Source organism: Amycolatopsis sp. NPDC006131 (genome assembly GCF_040614175.1).
Classification (GTDB): Bacteria; Actinomycetota; Actinomycetes; order Mycobacteriales; family Pseudonocardiaceae; genus Amycolatopsis_E; species Amycolatopsis_E tucumanensis.
Window position 1 is genome coordinate 1 of the sequence record NZ_JBEXTX010000165.1, and the last position, 12,323, is coordinate 12,323.

The 12,323-nt window shown below is 71.4% G+C and carries 8 protein-coding genes; 4 read left to right on the top strand and 4 right to left on the bottom strand.

Going from position 1 to position 12,323, the window contains the following annotated elements; translation table 11 throughout:
* Nucleotides 1–154 precede the first annotated feature (154 nt).
* From ABZ215_RS41060 to ABZ215_RS41070, 3 genes are all read right to left on the bottom strand, one after another.
* A complete protein-coding gene (locus ABZ215_RS41060; RefSeq protein WP_354956167.1) occupies nucleotides 155–2,644 on the bottom strand; it encodes a DNA topoisomerase IV subunit A in 2,490 nt (829 codons plus the stop codon).
* A 22-nt stretch (nucleotides 2,645–2,666) separates the two neighbouring features.
* The gene (locus tag ABZ215_RS41065; RefSeq protein ID WP_027935816.1) at nucleotides 2,667–4,724 is read right to left on the bottom strand and encodes a DNA topoisomerase IV subunit B; all 2,058 of its coding nucleotides are present in this window, start codon (nucleotides 4,722–4,724) and stop codon (nucleotides 2,667–2,669) included.
* Nucleotides 4,725–4,822: 98 nt separating this feature from the next.
* A complete protein-coding gene (locus ABZ215_RS41070; protein ID WP_354956169.1) occupies nucleotides 4,823–5,101 on the bottom strand; it encodes a hypothetical protein in 279 nt (92 codons plus the stop codon).
* Nucleotides 5,102–5,410: 309 nt separating this feature from the next.
* Between ABZ215_RS41070 and ABZ215_RS41075 the strand changes: the two genes are divergently transcribed.
* Entirely contained in the window at nucleotides 5,411–6,334 is a 924-nt protein-coding gene (locus tag ABZ215_RS41075; RefSeq protein WP_354956171.1) for a pseudouridine synthase, read from the top strand.
* Between the two features lie 176 nt (nucleotides 6,335–6,510).
* On the opposite strand, the gene ABZ215_RS41080 is transcribed toward ABZ215_RS41075, so the two are convergent.
* Nucleotides 6,511–7,125 (bottom strand): hypothetical protein, encoded by a 615-nt coding sequence (locus tag ABZ215_RS41080; protein ID WP_020417699.1) that lies wholly within the window; start codon nucleotides 7,123–7,125, stop codon nucleotides 6,511–6,513.
* Nucleotides 7,126–7,204: 79 nt separating this feature from the next.
* Here ABZ215_RS41080 and ABZ215_RS41085 point away from each other — a divergent pair, with 79 nt between their 5' ends.
* The 3 genes from ABZ215_RS41085 to ABZ215_RS41095 form a co-directional block, all read left to right on the top strand.
* Entirely contained in the window at nucleotides 7,205–10,021 is a 2,817-nt protein-coding gene (locus ABZ215_RS41085; RefSeq protein ID WP_354956173.1) for a glycosyltransferase, read from the top strand.
* 9 nt (nucleotides 10,022–10,030) lie between these two features.
* Nucleotides 10,031–11,206 carry an acyltransferase gene (locus ABZ215_RS41090; protein WP_354956175.1) on the top strand — a complete coding sequence of 392 codons (1,176 nt, stop codon included), beginning with the start codon at nucleotides 10,031–10,033 and terminating at the stop codon, nucleotides 11,204–11,206.
* A partial coding sequence (locus tag ABZ215_RS41095) for a ScyD/ScyE family protein (RefSeq protein ID WP_354956177.1) occupies nucleotides 11,203–12,323 on the top strand: 1,121 nt, incomplete at its 3' end. The genes ABZ215_RS41090 and ABZ215_RS41095, both read left to right, overlap by 4 nt.

Here is a 12,323-nt window from a genome sequence, read left to right on the forward strand (position 1 = left end):
GCCCGGCCGGTGTTGGCCCAGTGTTGCAGCCCGAACCTGCGCCCCGGCCTTGCGGCCGGCCCCGCAGCCCGACCCTGCGGGCCGACCCGCGACCCGAAGCTGCAGCCCAACCCGGTGCGGGCCCCGCGCCCGGAAGCGCGGGCCCGCACCGAAATCACCCTCGTTCGATGAGGTGTCCGATGACGTCCGGGCCGGGGTGGGGGGCTCCCGAGGCGTCGCGGCGGACGGTGGGCTCCGGGAGCTCCACCGGGTCGCCGTTCTTCGACGCTCCGGCGGGCCGGGGGCCCACCCAGCCGACCGTCAGGCGCGTCTCCCCCTTCAGGAAGCGCTGCGCCCGCACCCCGCCGGTCGCGCGGCCCTTCGCCGGGTACTCGGCGAAGGGCGTCATCTTCACGCTCGCTCCCGTGGCCGTCACCACCATCGGCTCGCCGTGCTCGGCGTCGTCCGTGCGGATCGCCCCGAAGAACACCACCTCGGCGTCCGCGGCGAGCTTGATGCCCGCCATGCCGCCGCCCTTGAGGCCCTGCGGCCGCACCAGCGAAGCCGGGAACCGCAGCAGCGAGGCGTCCGACGTGACGAACGCGAACGTCTCCTCACCATCGGCCAGCCACGCCGCGCCGACGACCTCGTCGCCGTCCTTCAAACCGATGATCTCGAACTCGTCGGACCGCACCGGCCAGTCCGGCGCCACCACCTTCACCACGCCCTGCCGGGTGCCGAGCGCGAGACCGGGCGACCCGGCCGCCTGCTCGCCCAGGGGCGCGATGCCGATGACCTTCTCGCCCTTGTCCAGCGGCACCAGCTCCCGCGCGGCCATCCCGCCGCGCAGCGACACCGTCCCGGACTGCTCCGGCAGCACGGGCAGCGGCAGCACGTCCGTCTTGAACGCCCGCCCGCGGCTGGTCACCAGCAGCACCTGGCCGCGCGCGGTCGAGTGCACCATCGCCGCGACCGCGTCGTGCTTCACCCGGCCGTTGCGGCGGCGGCCCTCCGGCGCCTCCTCCGACTCGGCCGCCGTGCGGGCGACCAGGCCGGTGGCGGACAGGATCACCTGGCACGGGTCGTCGGCGACCTCCAGCGGCCCGGCCGGCTTCGACGCGGCCAGCACCTCCTTGAGGTCGCCGTCGATCAGCGCGGTGCGCCGCTCGGTCTTGAAGTCCTTGGCGATCTTGGCCAGCTCGTTGGAGACGACCTTCTTCAGCTCGCGGTCGTCGTCGAGGATCTTGGTCAGCTCGGCGATCTCGGCGCGCAGCTTCTCCTGCTCGTCCTCGAGCTCGAGCTTGTCGTACTTGGTGAGCCGGCGCAGCGGCGTGTCCAGGATGTAGGTGGCCTGGATCTCGGACAGCTTGAACCGCTTCATCAGGCCGTCCTTGGCCTGCGCGGCGTCGTCGCTGTTGCGGATCAGCCGGATCACCTTGTCGATGTCCAGCAACGCGATCAGCAGGCCCTCGACCAGGTGCAGCCGCTCCTCGCGCTTGCGGCGCCGGTACTTCGTGCGCCGGGTGACCACGTCGTAGCGGTGCTCCAGGAACACCTCGAGCAGCTGCTTGAGCCCCAGCGTCTGCGGCTGGCCGTCGACCAGCACCAGGTTGTTGATGCCGAACGACTGCTCCAGCGGCGTGAGCCGGTAGAGGTCGGCCAGCAGCGGGTTCGGGTTGACGCCCACCTTGCACTCGATGACCAGGCGGGTGCCGTTCTCGCGGTCGGTGAGGTCCTTGACGTCGGCGATCCCGGTCAGCCGCTTGGACTTGTTGACCTCCTCGGTGATCTTCTCGATCACCTTCTCCGGCCCGACGCCGTAGGGCAGCTCGGTGACCGTGATCGCCTGGCGGCCGCGGCTGCCGGGCAGCGGGCCGATCTCGACCTTCGCCCGCATCCGGACCACGCCGCGGCCGGTCTCGTACGCCTTGCGCACCTCGTCCAGGCCCAGCAGCATCCCGCCGGTCGGCAGGTCGGGGCCCGGCACGAACTCCATCAGCTTGTCCAGGGTGGCGCCGGGGTGGTTGATCAGCCACCGCGCGGCCGCGATGACCTCGCCCATGTTGTGCGGGATCATGTTGGTCGCCATGCCGACCGCGATGCCGGACGTGCCGTTGACCAGCAGATTCGGGTACGCGGCGGGCAGCACTGACGGCTCCATCAGGGAACCGTCGTAGTTCGGCCGGTAGTCGACGGTCTCCTCGCCCAGCTCGCCGACGAGCAGCATCGCCTCCGGCGACATGCGCGCCTCGGTGTACCGGGACGCGGCCGGGCCGTCGTCCGGGCTGCCGAAGTTGCCGTGGCCGTCGATGAGCGGCGCGTTCATCGAGAAGTCCTGCGCCAGGCGGACCATCGCGTCGTAGATCGCCGTGTCACCGTGCGGGTGGTAGCGGCCCATCACGTCGCCGACCACGCGCGAGGACTTCACGTACGCGTGGTTGGGCCGGTAGCCGGCCTCGTTCATCGAGAACAGGATCCGGCGGTGCACCGGCTTGAGGCCGTCGCGCGCGTCGGGCAGCGCGCGGGAGTGGATGACCGAGTAGGCGTACTCCAGGTAGGAGTCCTCGATCTCGGTCTTGACCGGGTTCTCGAAGACCTGCGCGCCGGCCTGGTCGAACGCTGCCGGATCGACCCGGGTGACGGCTGTCTTGGATCGGCGTGCCATTGCTGTTGTCTCCTAGGGGAACTCAGACGTCGATCGCTTCGCGGTCCACGCGGGCGGCGGATTCGACGAGCCAGTTGCGCCGGGGTTCGACCTTCTCCCCCATCAGCAGCTCCAGCGCGGCCTCCGCGGCTTCGGCGTCGTCCAGCGTGATGCGGCGGACCGAGCGGGTCGCCGGGTTCATCGTGGTCTCCCACAGCTCGTCGGCGTCCATCTCGCCGAGGCCCTTGAACCGCGGGACCGGCTTGACGATCTGCTTGCCTGCGGCCTCCAGCTCGGCGACCTTCTGCTCCATCTCGCGCTGCGTGAAGGTGAAGATGGTCTCGGGGTTGCGGCCCTTCGTGACGATCTTGTGCAGCGGCGGCATCGCGGCGAACAGCCTGCCGTCCTCGATCACCGGCCGCATGTACTTCGCGAACAGGGTGATCAGCAGCGTCCGGATGTGCGAGCCGTCGACGTCGGCGTCGGCCATCAGGATGACGCGGCCGTAGCGCATCGCGGACAGGTCGAAGGTGCGGCCGGTGCCCGCGCCGAGCACCTGCACGATCGAGGCGATCTCGGCGTTCTTCAGCGTGTCGCCGAGCGAGGCCTTCTGCACGTTCAGGATCTTGCCGCGCAACGGCAGCAGCGCCTGGTACTCCGACACCCGCGCCATGCGTGCCGACCCGAGCGCGCTGTCGCCCTCGACGAGGAACAGCTCGCTGCGCGAGATGCCGGTGGTGCGGCAGTCGACGAGCTTCGGCGGCATCGCCGCGCCCTCCAGCGCGGTCTTGCGCCGCGCCGCGTCCTTCTGCTGCTTCTGCGTCAGCCGCACGCGCGCGGCGTCCACGATCTTCTGCAGCACGACCTTGGCCTCGGCCTTGGTCTTGCGGTTCTCCGTCCACTCCTTGAGGTGCCGCTCCACGATGCCCTGCACCACGCGGGTGATGCCGGAGGTGGACAGCTCGTCCTTGGTCTGCGAGGTGAACTGCGGCTCCGGGATGCGCACGTGGACGACCGCCGTCATGCCCTCGAGCACGTCGTCGAGCGTCGGCAGGTCCTCCTTGGCCTTCAGCAGGCCGCGGGTGCGGGAAATGGCTTCCTGCAACGCCTTCGTCGCCCCGCGGTCGAAGCCGCGGCGGTGGGTGCCGCCGTGCACGTTGCGGATCGTGTTGGTGAAGCACTCGACCGTGCGCTCGTACCCGGTGCCCCAGCGCAGCGCGATCTCGACCTCGGCGTGACGCTCCACATTGGACCGCATGACCCCGTTGGCGTCGGCCGCGTTCTCCTTGTACGAGCCCTCGCCGCGGATGATCAGCGTGCCGGACACCGGCTTCTCGTCCGACGGCGCGAGGTACTCCACCATGTCCGCGAGGCCGTTGGGGAAGTGGAAGGTCTCCTCGCTGATCGACCCCTCGGTGGCGGTGCGCAGCACGTACGTGACGCCCGGCACGAGGAACGCGGTGTTGCGCAGCTTGGTGCGCACCTGCTCGACGTCGAGCTCCGCGCCCTTCTCGAAGTACCGCGAGTCGTGCCAGTAGCGGATGGACGTGCCGGTGCGCTCGCCGCGCTTCATCTTGCCCCGGACGCGCAGCCCCGGCTGCGGCGTGAACTTCGCCTTCGGGCCGGGGCCGTCGAACACGCCCGGCGTGCCGTGCGCGAAGGACATCTCGTGCACCTTGCCGCCGTTGCGGACGGTGACGTCGAACCGGTGCGACAACGCGTTGACCGCGGAAGCGCCGACGCCGTGCAGGCCACCCGAGGTCTTGTAGCCGGAGCCGCCGAACTTGCCGCCCGCGTGCAGCCGGGTGAGCACTAGCTCGACGCCGGACAGACCGGACTTGGCGTGCACACCGGTCGGGATGCCGCGGCCGTCGTCGTCGACCTGGACGCTGCCGTCCGCGTGCAACGTGACGACCACCTTCGTGGCGTGACCTGCGACACCCTCGTCCGTCGAGTTGTCGACGATCTCGGTGAACAGGTGGTTCACGCCGCGGCTGTCGGTCGACCCGATGTACATGCCGGGGCGCTTCCGGACCGCTTCCAGGCCTTCCAGGTGGGTAAGGTCGTCGGCCCCGTAGAGAGGCTCAGCAGAAGCAGTCACAGGATCTTCTCTCCCAGTAGCGATTGGGGTGGTGCGGCACCAGGGCGCCGCGCGTATGCAGGGTAACGGAGGGCACCGACAACCCCGGGGATTGCGGCCTACTGCCGCCGTGCGGCGTGGATCGCGCCGACGAGCATGTCGAGCTCCGCGTCGAAGATCTCGTCGGCGGTGGCGGCGCGCAGGTGCGGTACCAGTGCTTTCAGTGTAGGCGCTGCCGAGCCCGCCCGTGCGGCTTCGAAGATCCCGGCGTTGCGTTCCGGCGTGGCGGGGTCGCCGTGCACCTCGCGGTGGGCGCGGCCCAGCACGACGTCCAGGAAGACCAGGAGGCGGCTGCTCGGGGCAGCGAGTTGACCGGCGCGGGGTGGCGGATCGGTCACTCCCGGCAGCGTGGCGGCGCGCAGGCCACCGTGCCCACCGCGACAGCCCGAAGCGGGCCAGCAGCACCCGCCCGTGCCCGAATAGGTCGCGGAGCCTGCCCGGTTCGCGCTGCTAGCCTGCGTGCACGGACCCTGTACGCCCGAACGCGCTGGTCGGCGCGGGGTACGGTCTGTGCCTCGCGGCGCTGGGCAACCTGGTGGTGGACGCGGTAGAGCCGCGGCGCTGGCCCACTCGGCGGGGTTCGCGCTGGTCGCGGCGGTGGCGGTGGTCGCGGCGGGCGCGGTGGCCCCTCGCTACAGTGCTGACCGATGAGACGCAAGCCGCCCCCGTCCCCGCTGCCGCCGCGTGACGGGGTCAACGCGGCGCGCATCCGGACCCCGCCGGACGGCCCGTGGGACACCATCCGCGACTATCTGGTGCGCAAGCTGACCAAGCTAGACCCGGCGGTGATCGACGCGATGCTGGCCGAGGGCGCGATCGTCGGGGTGGACGGGCCGATCGACGCCGCGACGCCGTTCACGCCCAGCACTTTCCTGTGGTTCCACCGGGACCGCGGCGACGAGGTGCCGGTGCCGTTCGAGCTGAGCGTGCTGCACGAGGACGACGTCCTGCTGGTGGTCGACAAGCCGCACTTCCTGGCCACCACGCCGCGTGGCGGGCACGTCCGGGAGACCGCGCTGGTGCGGCTGCGGCACACGCGGGACCTGCCGGAGCTCTCCCCCGCCCACCGCCTCGACCGGCTGACGGCGGGTGTGCTGATGTTCGTCAAGACCGCGGCGCACCGCAGCGCGTACCAGAACCTGTTCCGGGATCGCCTGGTGCACAAGGAGTACGAGGCGATCGCGCCCCACTCGCCGGAGCTGGCGCTGCCGCGTGTGGTGGAGAGCCGGATCGTGAAGAAGCGCGGGGTGCTGACCGCGCGGGAGCTGCCGGGGCCGGTGAACGCGCGGACGCACGTGGAGCTGATCGAGCACCGCGACGGGCTGGGCCGCTACCGGCTGGTGCCCGAAACCGGCCGCACGCACCAGCTGCGGGTGCACCTGAACTCGCTGGGAATCCCGATCCTGGGCGATCCGCTGTACCCGGAGGTCCGGGAGGTTCCGCCCGGCGACTTCCGCCGTCCGCTGCAGCTGCTGGCGAAGGTGCTGGCGTTCACCGACCCGCTGACCGGCGCGGAGCACCGCTTCGAGAGCCGACTTCGCTTGGGCGCGTGGGATTCGGCGGACTGGTAGGACCGTCCACACCGGATCGCGGTCGCACTCCCGGCTACCGCCGAACATCCGCCGAGCACCCGGTCCCGGCCGGTGCGCGAACCGCCCTGCGGCGCCTCCGCCGCCGCGGATCCGACACCGTGGCAAACCTCAGGCAGCACGACGTCCTCACCGGCGGCGCAGACCGCCGCGCGCCGTCAGGAGCGGTCGCTCGGCGGGGCCAGCTCGATCTGCCGCTGCAGCGTCGTCCGGAACACGTCGTGCGCCGCGTCGCCGTGGCCTGCCGTTTCGACCACCACCACGCGGTCGTAGAGCACGTACGCCGCGGCGAAGCGGGCCAGCGGGGCGCCCACCGGGGTGCCGTACACGATCACACCCTCCAGCGACAGGTCCCGGTCCGCGGCCAGCCCCTGCAGCTCCACCCCCGCGCCGTACGCCCGCACCGCCCCGCGCGGATCGCCCGTCGCCAGCGCGTACAGGCCGATCGTCACCCCGGCCCGCACCGCGGTCTTGCGCACCCCGTCGCTCATCCCGGCCGTGGTCAGCACGTCGACCATCGGCTGCGGCAGCGACACCGTGCTGCGCAGCGCGGCGAGGGTGAACGGCCCGCTCGGGCCGGGCGCGCCGGGCGGTTCGACGAGGGCCAGCGCGCTGTGCTCGGGCGCCGGCTTCGCGTCCGGCGGATCGGCAAGGCCGGCGTTGCGGGTGAGCAGGTACCCAGTCGCGGACACGGCGAGACCCAGCGCCAGCACCACGATGATCGCGATCCCGACGGTCAGTTCCCGGCGCTGCCGGCGGACGTCACTGGACACCGTCAGTAATTCCCTCCCCGCCGCAGATTACCGGGCATCAGTATCACCCGCGGCCCCAGTACCGGTAGCCTTCCGGCTCATGGTGGGACCTCGGGGGATCGACTGGACGGGCGAACGCTGCGTGCCCTGGACGGACGACATCCAGGTGATCTACGAGCACTACCACCGCTACGCGCTCGCCGCCCGCTACGCCTTCGGCCGCCGCGTCCTCGACCTCGCCAGCGGCGAGGGCTACGGCAGCGCGCTGCTGGCCGCCCACGCGTCCGAGGTGATCGGCGTCGACATCGACGAGGCCAGCGTCGAGCACGCCCGCGCGCGCTACGGCGGGCAGCCGAACCTGCGGTTCACCACCGGTTCCATGACCGACCCGGACCTGCTCGCCGACGCCGGGAAGTTCGACGTCATCACCTGTTTCGAAGCGCTCGAGCACGTCGCCGAGCAGGACGAGCTGATGGCGCTGGTGCGCGCCCGCCTCGCGCCCGGCGGCGTCTTCTTCACCAGCACGCCGGACGTCCTCGTCTACACGCACGAGCACGGCAACGAAAACCCCTTCCACGTCAAGGAGTTGACCGAGCCGCAGTTCCGCGCGCTGCTCGGCGCGTCGTTCCGGCACGTGACGGTGCTGCGGCAGAACGTGGCGATCGGCTCGGTGCTCACCAGCGACCGCGAGCACGGCCCGGTGCTGTCGCAGCAGCTGCGCCGCACGGGCGAGGACAGCTGGTCGGTCGGCACCGGCGCGCCGCACACCTACCTCGTCGGCGTCGCCTCCGACAACCCGGTGGAGGTGCCCGCCGCGGCGACGATGCTGGACCCGCAGCTCACGTTGCTCGGCGCGGCCGCCGAACGCGCCGCCGCGCCCCTGCGCGCCGAGATCGAACGGCTCACCAGCGACGACGGCGGCCCGAAGTACCGCAAGGTCATCGAGCGCTACCGGCCGCGGCGCCGCGCCACCGAAGGCCCGGTCACGGTCTCGACCAGCGACGACCCGCTCGTCAGCATCATCGTCCCGGTGCACGGGCAGTGGAGCTACACGCGCCGCTGCCTGCAGGCGATCGAGGACAGCGGCACGCGCGTGCCGTTCGAGGTCGTGGTGGTCGACGACGCCTCGCCGGACGATTCGGCCGAGCAGCTCGCCGCGTGCCCCGGTGTCCGGCTCGTGCGTGCCCCGGAGAACCTGGGGTTCCTGCGCGCCGTGAACCTCGGCGCCGCGCAGGCCCGCGGTGAACTGCTGGTGCTGCTGAACAACGACACCGAGGTCCGGCCCGGCTGGCTGGACGCGCTCACCGAGGTCGTCCGCGGCGACGAGAGCATCGGCCTGGCCGGGGCGAAGCTGGTCTACCCGGACGGCAGGCTGCAGGAGTGCGGCGGCATCGTGTTCGCCGACGGCAGCGCCGCCAACTACGGCCACGGCGACAACCCGGAAGACCCGCGCTACCAGGCCGTTCGCGACGTCGACTACTGCTCGGGCGCGGCGATCCTCGTGCGCCGGGACCTGTGGGAGCGGCTGGGCGGGTTCGACGAGCGCTACTCCCCCGCCTACTACGAGGACACCGATCTGGCGTTCGCGGTCCGCGCCGCGGGCAGGCGCGTCGTGGTGGTCCCGGACGCGGTCGTCGTCCACCACGAGGGCGTCTCGCACGGCACCGACGTCACGCAGGGCGTCAAGCGGTACCAGGAGGTCAACCGCGAGGTCTTCACCGAGAAGTGGACGGGTGCCCTCGCGGAGCAGGCCGACCCGGGCATGCCGCTGTGGATCGCCCGCCAGCGCGTGCCCGGCCGGACCCAGCGCGACGGCGATCTGGTGCTGGTCGCCGACGTCACCGTGCCCACCCCGGACCGCGACTCCGGATCGGTGCGGTTGCGGTGCCTGCTGGACGAGCTGGTCGCGCTCGGTCACCGCGTGGTGTTCTGCCCGATGGGGCCGCCCGCCGACCCGGCGTACCTGGACCAGCTGCACCGCGCCGGGATCACCGTGCTCACCGACAACGGCCTGCGCGAGCAGTTCATGCACGAGGCGGGCAAGCACATCCGGCTGGCGCTGCTGTCCCGGCCGACCGTGGCGTGGCACCTCGCCGACCGCCTGCGGATCTGCGCGCCACAGGCGCGGATCGTGTTCGACACCGTCGACCTGCACTTCGTGCGCCTGTCCCGGGAGGCCGAGCTGGTGGAGCGGCTGGGCGGCGCGCCGGAGACGTCGACGATGCTGCACCAGCGCGCGAAGCTCTACCGCGAGCTGGAGCTGGCGCTGGTGCGCGCCTGCGACCGCACGCTGGTGGTGTCCGACGCCGAACGCGACCTGCTGGCCGACCTCGCGCCGGGCGCGCCGGTCAGCGTGCTGTCCAATGTGCACACCCCGGGGCCGGAGGCGAGCCCGGACGGGCGGCCCGGCGTGTTGTTCGTGGGCAGTTTCGAGCACCCGCCCAACCGCGACGCGGCGTACTGGCTGGCCGGGGAGATCTGGCCGCTGGTGCGCAGGCAGGTGCCGGACGCGGTGCTCGACCTGGTCGGCCACGACCCGACGAACGAGCTGCGCACGCTCGACGGTCACGGCGTGAAGTTCCGCGGCTGGGTGCCCGCCCTCGGCGCGCTCTACGAGACGGCCAGGTTGTCGGTCGCGCCGCTGCGGTTCGGCGCCGGCGTCAAGGGCAAGGTCGGCGAGAGCCTGGCGGCGGGTGTCCCGGTGGTCGGCACGACGCTGGCGTTCGAAGGCATGCGGTTGCGGCACGGTGCGGAGGTGCTCGCCGGGGACAAGGCCGAGGAGATCGCCGCCGGAATCGTGTCGCTGCTGACCGACGACGCGCTCTGGCTCCGGCTCTCCCGGGCCGGTCAGGCCGCGGTGGCCGCGCAGTTCGGGCCGGACGTCGCGCGCGCCGCGCTGACCGAACTGCTGGGCTGAGCGGTGCCGGTGGACAACTCGGCGGAGCGCACGCAGGAGATCCGCCCCGTCAAGTACGCCAAGGCCGAGACCGGGTTCGCGTGGCTGCGGCTCATCGGCGCGAGCATGGTCGTCGTCGAGCACTCGTTCCCGCTCGTCGACCCGCAGCGGCTGACAATCCTGCCTGCGAGCTGGGACCTGTCCCCCGGCTACTTCGCGCTCATGGGTTTCTTCGCGATGAGCGGCTTCCAGATCACCGACAGCTGGGCGCGTGACGCGTCCTGGTGGCGGTACGCCGCCAAGCGGGTGCTGCGCATCTGGCCGCCGCTGCTCGTCGTCGTCATGTTCACCGCGTTCGTGATCGGTCCACTGGTCACCGTGCTCGACGCGTCCGAGTACTGGACGGACACGGCGACCTGGGGTTACGTGGTGCACAACGCGGCGCTGTACCCGTTGCAGCACCTGCTTCCCGGCGTGTTCGCGGAGAACCCGTACCCGTGGTCGGCGAATGGCTCGCTGTGGACGCTGCCGATGGAGACCACCGGGTACGCGCTGGTTCTCGTCGCGGGACTGACCGGTCTGCTCGGCCGCGCCCGCGTCGGGTTGTTCGCGCTGCTGGCCGGGATCGTCGTGCTCGACGGTTTCCTCGGCGCCACCTACACCTTCCAGGGCCGCGGCGGGTCGTTGCTGTCCGTGCCCGTCGGCGCGATGGTCGCGTTCGGTGTCGCGTTCGTCATCGGCATGGTGATGCACCGTTACCACGGAACGATTCCGCTGTCGCGAGCCGCCGCGTACGCGGGCGTGGCCGTGTACGCGGTGGTCAACTTCGTGCCTGTCCTGCAGCCCTGTGCGCGGATCGTGCTGCCGTTCGCGGCCGGGTACGGCGCGATCGTGTGGGCGCACCACTGGCCGCGGCGGCTGGCGCGCTACGACAAGTGGGTCTACGGCAGTTACGGCATGTACATCTGGGCGATGCCGGTGCAGCAACTCATCGTGTTCGCCGGGGTGCGGAACTCGTATCTGCTGATGGCGCTGGCGTTGCCGCTGGCTTACGCGTGCGGATTGCTGTCCTGGCAGCTGGTGGAAATCCCGACGCAACGGCTGCGTGTTTACTTGCGCCCTCAACCGAAATCTCCTCGTAACGTTCGTCCGCGCGATTCCGTCTCCGGAAGGGGGGCACATCGTCGTGAAAGGACGGGCGTATGAAAACATCCCGAATCCTGCTGACGGCCGCCACCGCGCTCGCGGTGACGCTGGTTCCGCTGAGCGCGGAGGCCGGCGGCAAGGTGTCCACAGTGGCCGGCGGCCTGGACAGCCCGCGCGGGCTGTCGTTCTCGCCTGACGGGGCCCTGTACGTCGCGGAGTCCGGACGCGGGGGCGCCGGCCCGTGCATGGCGGGTCCCGAGGGCGAAGTTTGCTACGGCAAATCCGGCGCGGTCACGCGGATCGACCGCGGGCAGCAGAAACGCGTGCTGAGCGGCGTGCCGTCGCTCGCCGCGCGCGACGGTTCCGGCGCGATCGGCCCGTCGGACGTTTCGTTCCTCGGCAAGGGCAACATGTACGTCACCGTCGGCCTGGGGGCGAACCCCGCGGTGCGCACGAACCTGCCGCCGAAGGGGCAGCAGTTCATGGGGTGGTTGCTGCGCAACGGAAAACCGGTCGCCGACATCGCCGGCTACGAGGCAACGGCCAACCCCGATGGTGGCGAGCCGGACAGCAACCCCAACTCGGTCCTCGCCCTGCCCGGCGGCCGCGTCGTGGTCGACGCGGGCGGCAACTCGCTGCTGTGGGTCCCGGACAAGGGCCGCATCCACACGATCGCCACGTTCCCGACCAGGATGGCGACCGCGCCGGATGGCTCGCAGATCCCGATGCAGTCGGTGCCGACCTCGGTCGCGCTCGGCCCGGACGGCGCGCTGTACGTCGGCGAGCTGACCGGCTTCCCGTTCCCGAAGGGCGCGGCGCGGGTGTACCGGGTGGTGCCGGGCAAGGCGCCGCAGGTGTACGCGCAGGGCTTCACCAACATCATCGACATCGGCTTCGCGCACGGGAAGCTGTACGTGCTGGAAATCGCGCACAACGGCCTGCTCAGCGGCGACCCGTCGGGCGCGTTGATCCAGGTCGGCAAGAACGGCGCGCAGCACATCGTGACGCAGCAGCTCACCATGCCCGGCGGGCTGGCACTGCGTGACGGCAAGGCGTACGTGTCGAACTGCGGCGCGTGCCCGAACCCGCCCGGCGCGCCGGCGGCCGTTCGCCGCGGTGCCCATCACCAGCACCACCGGATCGCCCGAGCCGAGGTCGTCGTAGTTGATCTTCATGC

Coding starts and splice junctions, on each gene's coding strand:
- ABZ215_RS41060 (WP_354956167.1), bottom strand. CDS start 2,644: ATGGCACGCCGATCCAAGACAGCCGTCACCCGGGTCGATCCGGCAGCG.
- ABZ215_RS41075 (WP_354956171.1), top strand. CDS start 5,411: ATGAGACGCAAGCCGCCCCCGTCCCCGCTGCCGCCGCGTGACGGGGTC.
- ABZ215_RS41085 (WP_354956173.1), top strand. CDS start 7,205: ATGGTGGGACCTCGGGGGATCGACTGGACGGGCGAACGCTGCGTGCCC.